Below are 16,078 nucleotides of genomic sequence, written 5' to 3' on the forward strand. Positions count from 1 at the left end.
CCGACGTCCGGCCCGCGTCCGTAGGCCGGCTCCGGCCCAGGTTCCGGGCGAAGACTTCGGCCCCTCCGACGTATGAGGAGCGGGGTTTTCGGGTCGGAGCCCCGGGTGCGGGTCGGTAGGGGCGGAGAACGGCCGGGGGAAGGCCCCGGAGAAATCCTGGTGTTGGGGGAATGGGTTCGCGAGGAGGGGGCAGGCGAGCCGTACCCCCACGGGATCCGGTGCTGTCGGGGAGGGGGGAGATCCCTTTCCGGCGTCCCCGGTACCCCCTTTGGCGGTCGCCGAGTTCACCCTCTCCCGAGCACGGCGACCGCCTCCCCCTGGGGGTCCGCGGGAGATCTGTGGGGTGGGCCACACGGACCCTGACGCCCGGCGTCCCGGATGCGCGATAGCCTGACGGCGGATCTCTCTTGACGCCGAGAGATCGATCATCGGAACCTTTGATCGATCATTGCGGTGGTGGCAGGGGACGATCCTGCACCCGGGGCAGGGACGCCCCACCGCCTGCTGTCATACGGAGAACGCCATGACCCGCACTCCCGTGAACGTCACCGTCACCGGCGCGGCCGGCCAGATCGGTTACGCCCTGCTCTTCCGCATCGCCTCAGGCCAGTTGCTCGGCGCGGACGTGCCGGTCAAGCTGCGCCTCCTGGAGATCACGCCGGCGCTGAAGGCCGCCGAGGGCACCGCGATGGAGCTGGACGACTGCGCCTTCCCGCTTCTTCAGGGCATCGACATCACGGACGACCCGAACGTCGCCTTCGACGGCACCAACGTCGGTCTCCTCGTCGGCGCCCGCCCCCGCACCAAGGGCATGGAGCGCGGCGACCTGCTCTCCGCCAACGGCGGCATCTTCAAGCCGCAGGGCAAGGCCATCAACGACAACGCCGCGGACGACGTCAAGATCCTGGTCGTCGGCAACCCGGCGAACACCAACGCGCTGATCGCCCAGGCCGCCGCGCCGGACGTACCCGCCGAGCGCTTCACCGCCATGACCCGTCTGGACCACAACCGCGCGCTGACCCAGCTCGCGAAGAAGACGGGCACCACGGTCGCCGACATCAAGCGTCTGACCATCTGGGGCAACCACTCCGCCACCCAGTACCCCGACATCTTCCACGCCTCGGTCGCCGGCAAGAACGCCGCCGAGGTCGTCAACGACGAGAAGTGGCTCGCCGAGGAGTTCATCCCGACCGTCGCCAAGCGCGGTGCGGCGATCATCGAGGCCCGTGGCGCGTCCTCGGCCGCCTCGGCCGCCAACGCCGCCATCGACCACGTCTACACGTGGGTCAACGGCACGGCCGAGGGCGACTGGACCTCCATGGGCATCCCGTCGGACGGTTCGTACGGTGTGCCGGAGGGTCTCATCTCCTCCTTCCCCGTCACCACGAAGGACGGCCAGTACGAGATCGTCCAGGGCCTGGATATCAACGAGTTCTCCCGCACCCGCATCGACGCCTCCGTGAAGGAGCTCGAGGAGGAGCGCGAGGCGGTCCGCAGCCTCGGCCTGATCTGATCGGACCAGATCCGGATCAGAACTGATCTGAACGCGCGATGCCCGGGTGGTGATGACCACCCGGGCATCGGTGTGTTCGGGGGTGGTGAGGGGTCGGCGAGCGAGGACGGAATGGCGTACCGAAAGTACGTATCGAACGTGTGTGCTTTGTCGTCATAAAGGGGGGTGCTGTTGGCGGAATCCTCACTATCGTCGTTCCGTACGGTCCGCCGGGGGGCAGGGGCGCGGCAGGGGTTCGGCGGGAGGCGCGCCGAGATCGGGCCGTCGGGTGGGGCCGACGGGGAGCGGGGGGTGGGGGATGGCGCAGCGATGGGACGCGGACCGTCGGCAATGGGTCGACGACGGTGCGGCGCGGCCGGACGGTGACGGGGTTCAGGACGGCGTCGACGCCGGCGGGGCGCCGCCGGCCGGGGACCAGCAGTGGTGGGCGGCGGCCACCCAGGTGGGTCCCCTGCGGCCTGAGCCCCATCCGCCCGCTGGCTCGGTGCCGCCGCAGCCGCAGGCACAGCCGGTGCCGCCGCAGCCGCATCCATGGCCCCAGCATCAGCAGCAGGCCCAGGCGTGGCCGCAGCCGCATCAGCAGCCGCAGACCTGGCCCGGGGGCGGCGCGACACCCGGCGGCGGCCGGGCGCCGGGGGCCGGTGACTCGCGGCGGCTGCTTCTGGTGATCGTGGCGGTGGCCGTTCTGGCGGGCGGTGTGGGCGGCGGGCTGTGGGCGCTGACCAGAGGCGATTCGGCGGGACACCCGAACGCGGGGCCGTCCGGTCCCGCGGTGACCGTCACGGCCACGCAGCCCGGCGTGTCTCCGGACACCCCGAACACTTCGAACACCTCGGGCGGTGAGGGTGCCTACGCCGATCCGGCCACGACCACCGCCCCGGCGCCGTCCCCCGGTTACAGCAGGGCGGTCGATCCGCTCGGCTACACCGTGGACGTGCCGGACGGCTGGGCGCGCGAGGAGACGCAGGGCAAGCTGGCTCCCGTCGTCACGTACACGGCCCCCGGTGGTGACCGCAGCCTCTTGGTGTTCGAGATCAAGGAGGACTCCGTGTCGGAGTCCTCGGCGCAGGCCCAGTCCATCGCGGAGGGGGCCCGGGGCTACCAGTACCTGGACCGGCACAGCGGCACCGACTGGACGGAGTTCAGCTACCGCTACGACAGCAAGCAGAACGGGCCCACCCAGAACATCGACCACCGTTTCCAGGCCGCCGACGGAACGCCGTACGCCATCGTCGCCAGCGGCCCGCCGGGCACGGACATGACCGAGCAGCTCACGACGGCCGTGAACTCCTTCTGCCCGAACGGCTTCGACTGTACGAGCCCCACCTGACGCGGGAGTTGTACCGATGTCCTGAACGCGGGAGCCGCTTCTAACGCGCGGGCGGTTCCTGTGCCCCGGCGCCGGGCAGCCGCTTCTCGAACCAGTGCGCCGCGTACACGTTGTCGTCGTAGCGCGGGATCTCCGTGTATCCGCACGCCCGGTACATCGCCTGCGCCTCCGTGAGCGCCGCGTGCGTGTCGAGTCGTACGACGGTGAACTCGCGCTCGGCGGCCCGCTGTTCGAGGCCGTCGAGGATGCGCCGTCCGAGACCGAGCCGGCGGGCGGCCGGGTGCACCCACACATGGCGGATCTCGCCCGCCCGGGGAGCGAGCCGGCGCAGCGCCCCGCAGCCCACGGGACGACCCTCCTCGTAGGCGACGAGGAAGGCGCCCGCGTCGCCCGACACCTCGTGGGGCCGGACGAGGGTGCCGGGGTCGAAGCCCTCGGGGAACCGCTCGTCGATGTCCGCCGCGTACGCGTCGAGGCAGGCGCGGGCGTCGGGGGAGGCGCCGTCGACGGTCTTCACGGAGATGGCGGCGAGCCGGAGCAGTCGGTGCGCCGTGTCGAGGGCCGCGGTCAGCTCCGCGCGCCGGGGGGCCGTGAGACCGCCGAGCAGACCCTCGGCCAGGCCGTTGGCCAGCCGGTTCTGCTCCTTGACCTCGACCTGCCCGGCGTCCGTGAGCTCGGCGACCCGCAGTCTGCTGTCGCCGGGATGGACGCTCACCCGGACCAGGCCCTGCGCCTCCAGGGCCCGCACCATCCGGCTCAGGTACCCGGCGTCCAGGCCGAGCCGGGCCCGGAGTTCGCGCAGGGAGGCTCCCGACCCGCCGATCTCGAAGAGCAGCCGGGCCTCGCCCAGGGGGCGGTCCTGGCCGAGGTAGTGGTCGTCGAGGGCTCCGATGCGCCGGGTGAAGTAGCGGTTGAACCGCCGCAGCGTCGCCACCTGGTCCGCCGGTACGGGCTCCCTGTCCGGCTCCGTGTCAGGTCCCATGTGCCGCTCCCTGTCCGGCTTCCTGCGCAGCTCGCTATTCCTTTGACTTTAGTCAAAGGAAAGAGGGCTGTCCATCGCTGTCCGGCACCCGTTCTCATCGTGTTTCACCCCATTTTTCAGTGACCCGACGCACTTTTGGTGACGGATTGTGCATGCGGCCGGGGTCGGGGGGCAGGTGCTCACGGCTCCCGGGAGTGACACACGTGTGACACAGGGGCATCGCACAGGAACGGCAGGCGACACCGATCATGGCCGGACAGCAGGCAGAACAGACCATCCACGTGGGCGGCGAGTGGCGCGCGGCGCTCTCCGGCGCGACGCGCGAGATCCTCGACCCCGCCGATGCCGAGCCGTTCGCCGTGGTCGCGGAGGGCGACGAGAAGGACACGGACCTCGCGGTCGCCGCCGCACGCCACGCCTTCGACGAGGGCCCCTGGCCGCACACCCCCGTCGCCGAGCGCGCCGCCCTGCTGCGCCGCGTCGCCGGCCTCCTCGTCCGCGACCGCGAGGAACTCGGGCTGCTCGAAAGCCGTGACGCGGGCAAGACCCTGGAGGAGGGGCGCGTCGACATCGACTGCGTCGCCGACGCCTTCCGCTACTTCGCCGACCTCGTGGTGGGCGAGGGGGGCGGACGGGTGGTGGACGCCGGGTCGTCCGACATCCACAGCCTCGTCGTACACGAACCCGTCGGCGTGTGCGCGCTGATCACGCCGTGGAACTACCCTCTCCTGCAAGCCAGTTGGAAGATCGCGCCAGCTCTCGCCGCGGGCAACACCTTCGTGGTCAAGCCGAGCGAGATCACCCCGCTGACCACCGTCGCCCTGCTCGGTCTGCTGGCCGAGGCCGGACTGCCCGCCGGTGTCGCCGGTCTCGTCACGGGCTCCGGGCACACGGTCGGCGCCCGCCTCGCCGAGCACCCCGACGTCGACCTCGTGTCCTTCACCGGCGGCCTCGCCAGCGGTACGAAGGTGGCACGCGCCGCCGCCGACACGGTCAAGAAGGTCGCGCTCGAACTCGGCGGCAAGAACCCCAACGTCGTCTTCGCCGACGCCTGCGTCACCGAGGCGGGCTTCGACACCGCCGTCGACCAGGCACTCAACGCCGCCTTCATCCACAGCGGCCAGGTGTGCTCGGCCGGTTCACGGCTCATCGTCGAGGAGTCCCTGCGCGAGCGCTTCGTCGCCGAACTCGCCCGCAGGGCGAGCGCGATCAGGCTCGGCCGCGGCACCGAGGACGGCGTCGAATGCGGCCCGCTCGTCTCCGAGCAGCAGCGCGCGAAGACCGAGGCGTACGTCGCCTCCGCGCTGGCCGAGGGAGCGGTGCTGCGCGCCGGCGGCAAGCGGCCCGAGCCGTCCGGGGTCCGGCCCGCCGCCGGGTACTTCTACGAGCCGACCGTCCTCGACCAGTGCCACCGCGGGATGCGGGTCGTCCGCGAGGAGGTCTTCGGGCCCGTCCTGACCGTGGAGACCTTCGTGACCGAGGACGAGGCCGTCGCCCTCGCCAACGACACCGAGTACGGCCTCGCCGGCGCCGTCTGGACCGCCGACGCCGGCCGCGCCCGCCGTGTCGCGGGCCGGCTGCGCCACGGCACCGTCTGGATCAACGACTTCCACCCCTATCTCCCGCAGGCGGAGTGGGGCGGCTTCGGCCGGAGCGGCGTCGGGCGCGAACTCGGCCCGGCCGGGCTCGCCGAGTACCGCGAGACCAAGCACGTCTACCAGAACCTCGCGCCGAAACCCGTCCGCTGGTTCGCGGGCTGAGAGCGGCACCCCTCCGTCGGCCTCCGCGTTCGCGTCCCTTCCCCAACCCCCCACCGCACCAGGAACTTTGGAGCACCACTTCATGTCCCAGCACGAGAACACGTACGACTACGTCGTCATCGGCGGCGGCACGGCGGGCTCCGTGATCGCGTCCCGCCTCACCGAGAACCCGGACGTCACCGTCGCCGTCATCGAGGGCGGACCCAGCGATGTCGGCCGCGACGACGTCCTCACCCTGCGCCGCTGGATGGGCCTGCTCGGCGGGGAGCTCGACTACGACTACCCGACCACCGAGCAGCCGCGCGGCAACTCCCACATCCGGCACAGCCGTGCCCGGGTGCTCGGCGGCTGCTCGTCGCACAACACGCTGATCGCGTTCAAGCCGCTGCCGTCCGACTGGGACGAGTGGGAGGCGGCCGGTGCCAAGGGCTGGGGCGCGGTGTCGATGGAGGGGTACTACGCGCGACTCCTGAACAACATCGTCCCGGTCGACGAGAAGGACCGGAACGCCATCGCGAGGGACTTCGTGGACGCCGCGCGGTCCGCCCTCGACGTGCCGCGCGTCGAGGGCTTCAACCGGCAGCCGTTCACCGAGGGCGTCGGCTTCTTCGACCTCGCGTACCACCCGGAGAACAACAAGCGGTCCAGCGCCTCGGTGGCGTACCTGCACCCGGTGATGGACGAGCGGCCCAACCTGACGCTCCTGCTGGAGACCTGGGCGTACGGACTGGAGCTGGAGGGAACGCGCGTCACGGGTGTGCACGTCCGCACGAAGGACGACGAAGAGGTGCTCGTCCGGGCGCGGAACGAGGTCCTGCTGTGCGCGGGCGCGGTCGACTCGCCGCGTCTGCTGCTGCACTCCGGCATCGGACCCGCCGGTGACCTGGAGGAGCTGGACATCCCGGTCGTGCACGATCTGCCGGGGGTCGGCGAGAACCTGCTCGACCACCCCGAGTCGGTGATCGTCTGGGAGACGAACGGGCCGATCCCGGAGAACTCCGCGATGGACTCCGACGCGGGCCTGTTCGTCCGCCGCGACCCCGGACAGCCGGGCCCCGACCTGATGTTCCACTTCTACCAGATCCCCTTCACGGACAACCCGGAGCGCCTCGGCTACGAACGCCCCGCGCACGGCGTCTCCATGACCCCCAACATCCCCAAGCCACGCAGCCGCGGCCGTCTTTACCTGACCAGCGCCGACCCGGCCGTCAAACCCGCCCTCGACTTCCGGTACTTCACGGACGAGGACGACTACGACGGCCGTACCCTCGTCGACGGCATCAAGATCGCCCGCGAGATAGCCGCGGCCGAGCCGCTCGCCGGCTGGCTCAAGCGAGAGGTGTGCCCCGGTCCCGGCATCACCGGCGACGAGGAACTCGGCGCGTACGCGCGCCGGGTCGCGCACACCGTGTACCACCCGGCGGGCACCTGCCGGATGGGCGAACTCTCCGACGAACGCGCGGTGGTGGACCCCGAACTGCGCGTCCGCGGCCTCGACGGCATCCGGATCGCCGACGCCTCCGTCTTCCCGACCATGCCCGCCGTGAACCCGATGATCGGGGTGCTCATGGTCGGCGAGAAGGCCGCCGACCTGATCGGGGGCGGTGCGTGATGAGTACGACGACCGACGTGAACCCGTCCGCCGCGGACGACAACACCTCCGCCGGGGCCGCAACCACCCTGCCCGGCAAGGGAGTCGAGACCGCGGCCCGGGCGAGTGAACCCGTCTTCTCCGTGCGCAACCTGTGGAAGGTGTTCGGTCCGAAGGCCGACCGTGTCCCCGGCGACCCCGAACTCGCCTCCCTGGACGCCGCCGAGCTGCGCGCCGCCACCGGCTGCACCGCCGCCGTCCGTGACGTCGGCTTCGACGTCCGCAAGGGCGAGGTCTTCGTCGTCATGGGCCTGTCCGGTTCGGGCAAGAGCACGCTGGTCCGCTGCCTCACCCGGCTGATCGAGCCCACCTCGGGCAGCCTCGCGATCGACGGCGAGGACGTCCTCGCGATGGACAGGGCCCGGCTGCGCGAACTGCGCCGACACCGCGCCGCCATGGTCTTCCAGCACTTCGGCCTGCTGCCGCACCGCTCCGTGCTCGACAACGTCGCGTACGGCCTGGAGATCCAGGGCGTCCCGCGCGAGGAACGCCGGGCCAGGGCCGCCGAGGTCGTCGCCAAGGTGGGCCTGGACGGCATGGAGCGGCGCAGGCCCGGACAGCTGTCCGGCGGTCAGCAGCAGCGCGTCGGGCTCGCCCGCGCGCTCGCCGTCGACCCCGAAGTCCTGCTCTTCGACGAGCCGTTCAGCGCGCTCGACCCGATGATCCGTCGCGACATGCAGGAAGAGGTCGTCCGGCTGCATCGCGAGGAGGGCCGCACGATGGTCTTCATCACCCATGACCTGGCCGAGGCCCTTCGCCTCGGCGACCGGATCGCCCTGATGCGCGACGGCCGGATCGTCCAGCTCGGCACCCCGGAGGAGATCGTCGGCTCCCCGGCCGACGCCTACGTCCGCGAGTTCGTCCGTGACGTGCCCCGCGAGCAGGTCATGACGGTCCGCACGGCCATGCGCGCCGGGGACTGCGGCGGGCCGGACCACCCCGGCGCGCTGGCCCCCGACACCGTGGTCGCCGACGCCATCAAGACCGTCGCCCGCACCGGCCACGCCGCCTGCGTCGTACGGGACGGCCGCTGCCTGGGCGTCGTCGACCACGAGCGCCTGCTCCACGTCGTCGCCGGCTCGGACCTCTGCACCGCGTCGACGCCGCGCTCCGACTCGACCCCGCCCGACTCGACCCCGTCCACCGGCGCGGACTCGTGCAAGGAGGCGGTGTGATGGCCGCAGTCACCGCATCCGTCCCCCGTACGGTCCTTCCCCGGGGCCTCGGACGTCCGGCCGTCGGTAAGCTCCTGCTGCTCGCGGGCGTCGCGGCGGTGCTCGTGCCGATCGCCAACGCCCGCTGGGGCGGTGACAGTTGGCCGCACGCGCTGACCGTCGACCTGACCGGACCGCTCGGCAGAACCGGCGACTGGATCATCGACAACCGCGACAGCCACCCGCTGTTCCTGTACTTCTTCGGCTACGTCAGCAACGCCGTCGTCCTCTCCGTACGGGCCGTCTATCTGCTGCTCCTCGGGGCCGGCTGGGCCGGAGTGACCGCCGTGGCCGCCCTCGTGGCCCGGCGCGCCGCCGGCCTACGCCTGGCCCTCGGAACCGCCGCCGCGTTCCTCGCCTGCGGACTGCTCGGCATGTGGGTGCCCACCATGCAGACGCTGGCCGTCATGGTGGTCGCCGTGCTCGCCTCCGTCGTGCTGGGCATGCTGCTCGGCCTCGCCGCCGGGCTCTCCGACCGCACCCACCGCGCCCTGCGTCCCGTCCTCGACACCATGCAGGTGCTCCCGGCGTTCGCGTATCTGCTGCCCGTGGTGCTCGTCTTCGGCATCGGCGTCCCCGCGGCCGTGCTCGCCACCGTCGTCTACGCCGCCCCACCCATGGCCCGCCTCACCGCGCTCGGCCTGCGCGACGCGGACGAGGGCGTGATGGAGGCCGTCGCCTCGCTCGGCGCCACGGCCCGCCAGCGCCTGCTCACCGCCCGTCTCCCGCTGGCCCGCAGGGAACTCCTCCTCGGCCTCAACCAGACGATCATGATCGCGCTGTCCATGGCCGTCATCGCCTCCGTGATCGGCGCGGGCGGTCTCGGTGACCGCGTCTACCAGGCCCTCGCCTCCGTGGACGTCGGCGCCGCGCTCGCCGCCGGCATCCCGATCGTCCTCCTCGCGGTCGTCCTCGACCGGGTCACGGCCGCGGCGGGTGAACGGCTCGGAGAGGCCCGCGAGAAGACTCCTTGGCTGTACGCGGTGGCCGGCGCCGTGGCCGTCGCGGTCGCCGGACGCCTCGCGAACAGGCTGGACTGGCCCGACGCGTGGACGGTCGGCATCGCCGAGCCGGTGAACAGGGCCGTCGACTGGATGACCGGCCACCTCTACTCCGGCGTCCCGTACATCGGCGGCACCGCCGACTGGGCGGGCCGTTTCACCACCTGGGTCCTCGACCCGGTCCGGGACGGCCTGCAGTGGCTGCCCTGGTGGTCGGTGCTGCTCGTCGTGGCCGCCCTGGCCTGGCTGATCGGCACCTGGAGCACCGCGCTCACCGCCGTCCTCGCCATGGCCGCGATCGGCGTCCTGGGCGCCTGGAAGCCGTCCCTCGACACGCTCTCCCAGGTGCTCGCGGCGGTCGCCGTGACCCTCGTGCTCGGCTTCGCCACCGGGATCGCGGCGGCGCGCAGCGAGCGGTTCGAGCGCCTTCTCCGGCCTGTCCTCGACGTCTTCCAGACCATGCCGCAGTTCGTCTACCTCATCCCCGTGGTCGCGCTGTTCGGCGTCGGCCGCGCACCCGCCGTCGCCGCCGCGGTCGTCTACGCGCTGCCCGCCGTGGTCCGCATCACCACCCAGGGGCTGCGCGCCGTCGACCCGGCCGCGCTGGAGGCCGCCCGCTCCCTGGGCGCGACCCCCGCGCAGCAACTGCGCCAGGTCCAGCTGCCGTTGGCGCGGCCCGCGCTGCTGCTCGCCGTCAACCAGGGCGTCGTCCTGGTCCTCGCCGTCGTCATCATCGGCGGGCTGGTCGGCGGGGGCGCGCTCGGCTACGACGTCGTGTTCGGCCTCGCCCAGGGCGATCTGGCCACCGGCCTGGTCGCGGGCGCCGCGATCGTCTGCCTCGGCCTGATGCTCGACCGGGTGACCCAGCCGACGCGGCGCCGCGTCCAGAAGGGAGCGTGACATGCGCGTCCGTACGACATCCGCGGTGGCCGGCGCATCGGCCCTGCTGCTGCTCACCGGCTGCGGTGCCGCCGACATGACCAAGCAGGCCTCGCCCTTCGCGAACGCCCGGGGCGCCAGGACGGTCACCCTGTCCGTGCAGTCCTGGGTCGGCGCCCAGTCGAACGTGGCCGTGGCGCAGTACCTCCTCGAACACGAGATGGGCTATCGCGTCGACACGGTCCAGGTCGACGAGGTGCCCGCCTGGGACGCGCTCAGCCAGGGCCGCGTCGACGCGATCATGGAGGACTGGGGCCACCCCGACCAGGAGAAGCGGTACATCGCGGACAAGAGGACGATCGCGCCCGGCGGCGATCTGGGCGTGACCGGGCACATCGGCTGGTACGTCCCGACGTACTTCGCCAAGCAGCACCCCGACGTCACGAACTGGAAGAACCTGAACAAGTACGCCGACCGGCTGCGTACCCCCGAGAGCGGCGGCAAGGGCCAACTCCTCGACGGCTCCCCGTCGTACGTCACCAACGACAAGGCCTTGGTGAACAACCTGAAGCTCAACTACCAGGTGGTGTTCGCCGGTTCGGAAGCCGCGCAGATCACGCAGATGAAGCAGTTCGCGAAGGAGAAGAAGCCCTTCCTCACGTACTGGTACTCCCCGCAGTGGCTGTTCGAGAAGGTCCCCATGACCGAGGTGAAGCTGCCCGCCTACAAGGACGGTTGTGACGCCGACGCGGCGAAGGTCGCCTGCGCCTATCCGCACACCCCGCTGCGGAAGTACCTCAACGCCGACTTCGCGAAGACCGGCGGCCGGGCCGCCGCGTTCCTGAAGAACTTCAAGTGGACCACCGCGGACCAGAACGAGGTCTCCTTGATGATCGCCAACGACAAGCTGACGCCTCAGGAGGCGGCGAAGAAGTGGGTGGAGCGCCACGCCTCGACCTGGCGGGCGTGGCTTCCGGCGTAGTCGCCGCGGCCTGGTACGGCCGTGGGGCGGATGCCGGAGGTGGCACCCGCCCCACGGAGACCGCCAGTTCGCCGACGGTCCGCCCGGGGCTGGCACGGCGCCTGGGCGGCGGCGCCAGGCAGCGCGCCGTCGCCGGACAAGGCGTCGGCCGGCCTACCTCAGCTCCGCCGCGACGTCCCGCAGTGCCTCGGCCGCCCGGCGCTGCAAACCGGGGCCGAACGTGACCCGGGTGGCCCCGAGTTCACCCAGTTCGCGTGCCGACACCCCGCCGAGCCGGGCGAACGCGTTCACCGGACCGAGGATGCCCGACCGCAGCAGTGGAAGGACCTCGGGCGGTGCCCCGATCGGGTACACGCAGTCGGCCCCCGCGGCGACATACAGCGCGGCGCGCTCGATGGCCCGCCCGGGATCGCCGTCCCCGTGGACGAAGACATCGACGCGGGCGTTCACGAAGAGCTGGTCCGCCGCCGCGCCGCGCACCTCGGCCAGCCAGTCGGCGTGCCGGGCCGCGTCCTTGAGGACACCGTTCGTGGAGTCCTCGAGGTTGCAGCCGACGGCGCCCGCCTCCAGCAACCGCTCCACCAGTTCCTCGGGCGCGAGTCCGTAGCCGTCCTCGACATCCGCCGACACCGGCACGTCGACGGCCCGTGCGATCCGCGCGACCGCCGCGAACATCTCGTCGGCGGGCGTCTCCCCGTCCGCGTACCCGAGCGAGGCGGCGACCCCGGCGCTCGGCGTGGCGAGCGCCGCGAATCCCGCGTCCACGAACACCCGGGCACTCGCGGCGTCCCAGGGCCCGGGCAGCACCAGCGGATCCCCCGGCACCCGCCCGTGGTGCAGTGCCCGCAACGTCTCGGCCTTGTTCACCATCGCGTACTCCCCTCCGGGACGCGCCGGGCCGTCACTTGTACTGGCCCGCCCGGTAGTGGCCCGGCACCAGGCGGCAGGTCACACCGAACCGGTTCCAGGCGTTGATCACCGTGATCGCGGCGATCAGCTGGGCCAGCTCGGCCTCCCCGAAGTACCGGGCCGCGCGCTCGTACACCTCGTCCGGCACGAACTTGTCCGTGAGCACCGTGACGGCCTCGGTCAGCTCGATCGCCGCGAGCTCCTTCTCCGTGTAGAAGTGCCGCGACTCCTCCCACGCGCTGAGCTGCACGATCCGCTCCACGCTCTCGCCCGCCGCGAGCGCGTCCTTGGTGTGCATGTCGAGGCAGAACGCGCAGTGATTGAGCTGCGAGGCGCGGATCTTCACCAGCTCCAGGAGCGTGGGGTCCACCCCGCGCCGGGCCGCCGCGTCGAGCCTGACCATCGCCTTGTAGACCTCGGGGGCGAGCTCGGCCCAGTTCAGCCGGGGGGCGGCCTCGGGCGCGTACGGTGCGGTCTCGTCAGCGGTGGTCGCGGTGGTCGCGGTGGTCGCGGTGTTCGTCGTGGTGTTCTGCGTGGTCGTGTCCTGCGTCGTCATGTGATCGACCCTACGAGGGGAGTAGCCCAGGAGTATGGTCCATTCGCATGGCAAGAACATGGGCCACTCTGGGCGTCGACCTCCACGTCGAGCCGACCGGATCCGGCGTCCGCAAAGGGCTGACGGACGCACTGCGCGAGGCGGTCCGCAACGGCCGGCTGGCCCCCGGAACCCGCCTCCCGTCCTCCCGCTCGCTCGCCGTCGACCTGGGCATCGCCCGCAACACGGTCGCCGACGCCTACGCCGACCTCGTCGCCGAGGGCTGGCTCACCGCGCGCCAGGGCTCCGGCACGCGGGTGGCCGAGCGGAGCGTCGTACGACCGGCGCCGGAGGCCGCGCCGCGCCGCCGTGAGAAGGGCCGTCCCCCGTACGACCTGGTCCCCGGCACCCCCGACCTCGCGTCCTTCCCGCGCACCGCCTGGCTCAAGGCGGCCCGCCGCGCCCTGACCGTCGCACCGCACGACGCCCTCGGCTACGGCGATCCGCGCGGCCGCCCCGAACTGCGCACCGCCCTCGCGGGCTATCTCTCCCGCGCCCGGGGCGTCCGCGCCGACCCGGAGCGCATCGTGATCTGCTCCGGTTTCTCGGACGGCCTGACGCTGCTCGGCGCGGTCCTGCGCCGCCGGGGCCTGCGCTCGCTCGCCGTGGAGTCGTACGGCCTGGACGTGCACTGGAATCTCCTGCACCGCTCGGGCCTGCGCACGACCCCCCTGCCGTTCGACGAACTCGGCACCGACACACGCGACATGACGGGTGTACGAGCCGTACTGCTCACCCCCGCCCACCAGTTCCCGATGGGCGTGCCGCTGCACCCGGACCGCCGGGCCGCCGTCGTCTCCTGGGCCCGCCGCACCGGCGGGCTCGTCCTGGAGGACGACTACGACGGCGAGTTCCGCTACGACCGGCAGCCCGTCGGCGCGTTGCAGGGCCTCGACCCCGACCACGTGGTCCATCTGGGCACCGCGAGCAAATCCCTGGCGCCCGCTCTGCGCCTCGGCTGGCTGGTCCTGCCGCCGTCCCTCGCGGACGAGGTCATCTCCCTGAAGGGGGAGGGCGGTTGGTCCACCGGAGCACTGGACCAGCTGACCCTGGCCGAGTTCATCACCTCCGGCGCCTACGACCGCCACGTCCGCGCCGCACGCCTGCGCTACCGGCGGCGCCGGGACTCCCTCGTCGCCGCGCTCGCCACCCGTGCCCCCGCCGTGCACGCCACCGGCATCGCCGCCGGGCTGCACGCCGTGGTCCGGCTCCCGCCCGGTACCGAGCAGTCGGTCGTCCAGGCCGCCGCCTGGCAGGGCCTCGCCGTCCACGGCCTCTCCCGCCACCGCCACCCCGGCGCTCTCGCCCCGCCCCAGGACGCCCTGGTCGTCGGCTACGGCACGCCACCGGATCACGCCTGGTCGGGCGCACTGGACGCGCTGTGCCGAGCACTTCCCTGAAAGGGGTCTCCGGACCCGAGGGCTCCTGAGCCGCGCTCCGGGCGCCCCACGCCTGGGGTGCTCACCTCCGGGGCGTCGGCTTCCGGAAAGTCACCCGGGACGGCAGGGCTCTGGGGTGCCCGCTCCCGGGTGGTTGGCTACCGGTGAGCCATCTGCGGATGGCAGGTGACCGGGGGCCTCAGCTCCAGGTCGTCGGCTTCCAGAAAGCCACCAGCGGGTGGCAGGGCTCCGGGCCGCCCGCCTCCAGGCCGCGGGCCACCGGGGAGCCGTCTCCGGGTCGCGGGCCGCCGGGGAGCCGCCTCCGGGTCGTCGGCCGCCGGGGTGTCACCTCCGGGCAGCAGAGCACCGGGGAGTCACTTCCGGGAGCCGCCGGGTCGCCCGTCTCCAGGTCGCGGGCCATCGGGGAGCCGCTGCCGGGTCGTCGGCCGCCGGGGTGTCACCTCCGGGCAGCGGAGCACCGGGGTGTCACCTCCGGGTCGCCGGCCTCCGGGGAGTCGCCTCGGAGGAGCCCGCCTCCGGGCAAGCGGGCCACCGGGATGCAAGCGCGTGAGGCGTCTACGCCTTGCGTTCTTCCTCTTCCGCGGGCTTCGCCTCGCCGGGTGCCGAGGTCGTCGTACCCGGCGCCTCGCCGAACCGCGCCAGCGCCAGGGCCCCCGCCACCGCCACCGCGAAACCGAGAACGGCCAGCCAGGACAGTCCCTCGCGGGTACGGTCGCCCAGCCACACCACCCCCACCAGCGCGGGCCCGATGGTCTCCCCGATGACCAGGCCGGCGGTGGCCGTCGTCACCGAACCCCGTTCCAGGGCCGTGGTGAGCAGCAGGAACGCGGCCCCGCCACCGACCAGCAGCGCGTACGTCGCCGGATTGGCCAGCAGCGTCCCCGGATCGAGGTCCGCGATCAGCCGCACCGCCACCTCGACCACCCCGAACCCGAACCCCGCCCCGAGTCCCAGCGCGAGCGCCCGCCCCCGGTCGGGCAGCCGTCCGCCGACCAGCGCCAGCCCCAGCACTGCCAGGGACGTGCCCAGCATCGCGTACTTCAACGCCAGGGAACCCGTCCGGTCCCCCTCCGTCCCGGACGCCAGCCCCAGCATCGCGAGCCCCGCGCACACCACTGCGACCGCGCCCCACTCGACCCGGCTCAGCCGCACACGGAGCAGCCGTGAGGCGACCACCGCGGTGACGGCCAGGCTCGCGGCGAGGGCCGCGCCGACGGCGTAGATCGGAAGCGCCCGCAGCGCGATGATCTGCAGCAGGAACCCGACGCCGTCGAGGCCCAGCCCCGCCAGGTAGCGCCACTGCCGCAGCGCCCGCAGCAGCAGTGCCGCCGCGCCGCCGGCCCCGCCGCCCGTCCCGCCCTCACCCGCGGCTCGCGCGGCCATGGCCTGCAGAACCGTCGCCGTACCGAAACAGACCGAGGCACCAAGGGCGCACACCATTCCAAAGAGCACGAAGTGACTGTAGGGGACCGTGCCTATCCGGGGGTCACCGCGGGTGCCCGCTGCGCGGTCTCTACCCGGGCCACCCGAACCTCCTCCCCGCCTACCTCGACGGTCCCCGCGAGCTGGCCCGTACGAACGGGTACGTCTCCAAGCCGCTGCTCGGCCGCGAGGGCGCCGGGGTGACGATCCACGAACCCGGCGCCGCCCCCGTCGTACGCGAAGAGGCCTGTTGCTATCAGGAGCTGGCACCGCTCCCGTCCTTCGACGGCAACCGGGTCGTCCTCGGCGCCTGGGTCGTCGAGGACGCGTCGGCGGGCCTCGGCATCCGGGAGTCGTCCGGCCCCATCACGGACGAATACGCCCGCTTCCTGCCCCATGTGATCCTCTAGCCACCGGGGCGGGGCCGGGCGGTCCAGGGG

The 16,078-nt window shown here is 72.5% G+C and carries 12 protein-coding genes and 1 pseudogene; 9 read left to right on the plus strand and 4 right to left on the minus strand.

The genetic code is table 11. The features are described 5' to 3' along the window. Window positions 1-523: 523 nt before the first annotated feature. Both ACIQRL_RS18425 and ACIQRL_RS18430 read left to right on the plus strand, forming a co-directional pair. A complete protein-coding gene (locus ACIQRL_RS18425) occupies window positions 524-1,513 on the plus strand; it encodes a malate dehydrogenase (protein ID WP_401332467.1) in 990 nt (329 codons plus the stop codon). A 298-nt stretch (window positions 1,514-1,811) separates the two neighbouring features. Continuing rightward, entirely contained in the window at window positions 1,812-2,843 is a 1,032-nt protein-coding gene (locus tag ACIQRL_RS18430) for a hypothetical protein (RefSeq protein ID WP_401332468.1), read from the plus strand. Window positions 2,844-2,883: 40 nt separating this feature from the next. Here ACIQRL_RS18430 and ACIQRL_RS18435 read toward each other — a convergent pair whose 3' ends face one another. Beyond that, entirely contained in the window at window positions 2,884-3,825 is a 942-nt protein-coding gene (locus ACIQRL_RS18435) for a GNAT family N-acetyltransferase (protein WP_401332470.1), read from the minus strand. Between the two features lie 248 nt (window positions 3,826-4,073). On the opposite strand from ACIQRL_RS18435, the gene ACIQRL_RS18440 reads away from it, so the two are divergent. From ACIQRL_RS18440 to ACIQRL_RS18460, 5 genes are all read left to right on the plus strand, one after another. Then, the gene (locus ACIQRL_RS18440; RefSeq protein ID WP_401332472.1) at window positions 4,074-5,585 is read left to right on the plus strand and encodes an aldehyde dehydrogenase family protein; all 1,512 of its coding nucleotides are present in this window, start codon (window positions 4,074-4,076) and stop codon (window positions 5,583-5,585) included. Window positions 5,586-5,667: 82 nt separating this feature from the next. Beyond that, a complete protein-coding gene (locus ACIQRL_RS18445; protein ID WP_401332474.1) occupies window positions 5,668-7,197 on the plus strand; it encodes a GMC family oxidoreductase in 1,530 nt (509 codons plus the stop codon). After that, window positions 7,197-8,411, plus strand: a complete 1,215-nt coding sequence (locus tag ACIQRL_RS18450) for a glycine betaine/L-proline ABC transporter ATP-binding protein (RefSeq protein ID WP_401332476.1) — start codon at window positions 7,197-7,199, stop codon at window positions 8,409-8,411. The genes ACIQRL_RS18445 and ACIQRL_RS18450 overlap by 1 nt, the downstream gene beginning before the upstream one ends. Next, window positions 8,411-10,351, plus strand: a complete 1,941-nt coding sequence (locus tag ACIQRL_RS18455) for an ABC transporter permease (RefSeq protein ID WP_401332478.1) — start codon at window positions 8,411-8,413, stop codon at window positions 10,349-10,351. Before ACIQRL_RS18450 ends, ACIQRL_RS18455 begins: the two co-directional genes overlap by 1 nt. Window position 10,352: 1 nt before the next feature. Next, the gene (locus tag ACIQRL_RS18460; RefSeq protein ID WP_401332480.1) at window positions 10,353-11,312 is read left to right on the plus strand and encodes an ABC transporter substrate-binding protein; all 960 of its coding nucleotides are present in this window, start codon (window positions 10,353-10,355) and stop codon (window positions 11,310-11,312) included. Window positions 11,313-11,465: 153 nt separating this feature from the next. On the opposite strand, the gene ACIQRL_RS18465 is transcribed toward ACIQRL_RS18460, so the two are convergent. Both ACIQRL_RS18465 and ACIQRL_RS18470 read right to left on the minus strand, forming a co-directional pair. Next, the gene (locus tag ACIQRL_RS18465; RefSeq protein ID WP_401332481.1) at window positions 11,466-12,182 is read right to left on the minus strand and encodes an isocitrate lyase/phosphoenolpyruvate mutase family protein; all 717 of its coding nucleotides are present in this window, start codon (window positions 12,180-12,182) and stop codon (window positions 11,466-11,468) included. 31 nt (window positions 12,183-12,213) lie between these two features. Next, window positions 12,214-12,777: a carboxymuconolactone decarboxylase family protein gene (locus ACIQRL_RS18470; protein WP_401332483.1), complete on the minus strand. Its 564-nt coding sequence runs from the start codon at window positions 12,775-12,777 to the stop codon at window positions 12,214-12,216. Between the two features lie 47 nt (window positions 12,778-12,824). Between ACIQRL_RS18470 and ACIQRL_RS18475 the strand changes: the two genes are divergently transcribed. Further along, a complete protein-coding gene (locus ACIQRL_RS18475; RefSeq protein WP_401332485.1) occupies window positions 12,825-14,216 on the plus strand; it encodes a PLP-dependent aminotransferase family protein in 1,392 nt (463 codons plus the stop codon). 555 nt (window positions 14,217-14,771) lie between these two features. Here the strand turns inward: ACIQRL_RS18475 and ACIQRL_RS18480 are convergent. Further along, a complete protein-coding gene (locus ACIQRL_RS18480) occupies window positions 14,772-15,656 on the minus strand; it encodes a hypothetical protein (protein ID WP_401332487.1) in 885 nt (294 codons plus the stop codon). 71 nt (window positions 15,657-15,727) lie between these two features. Here ACIQRL_RS18480 and ACIQRL_RS18485 point away from each other — a divergent pair. Beyond that, window positions 15,728-16,048, plus strand: a pseudogene (locus ACIQRL_RS18485) (glutathionylspermidine synthase family protein); the annotation flags it as partial. Window positions 16,049-16,078 lie beyond the last annotated feature (30 nt).

The organism is Streptomyces sp. NPDC091209 (assembly GCF_044757755.1).
Taxonomy (GTDB): Bacteria; Actinomycetota; Actinomycetes; order Streptomycetales; family Streptomycetaceae; genus Streptomyces.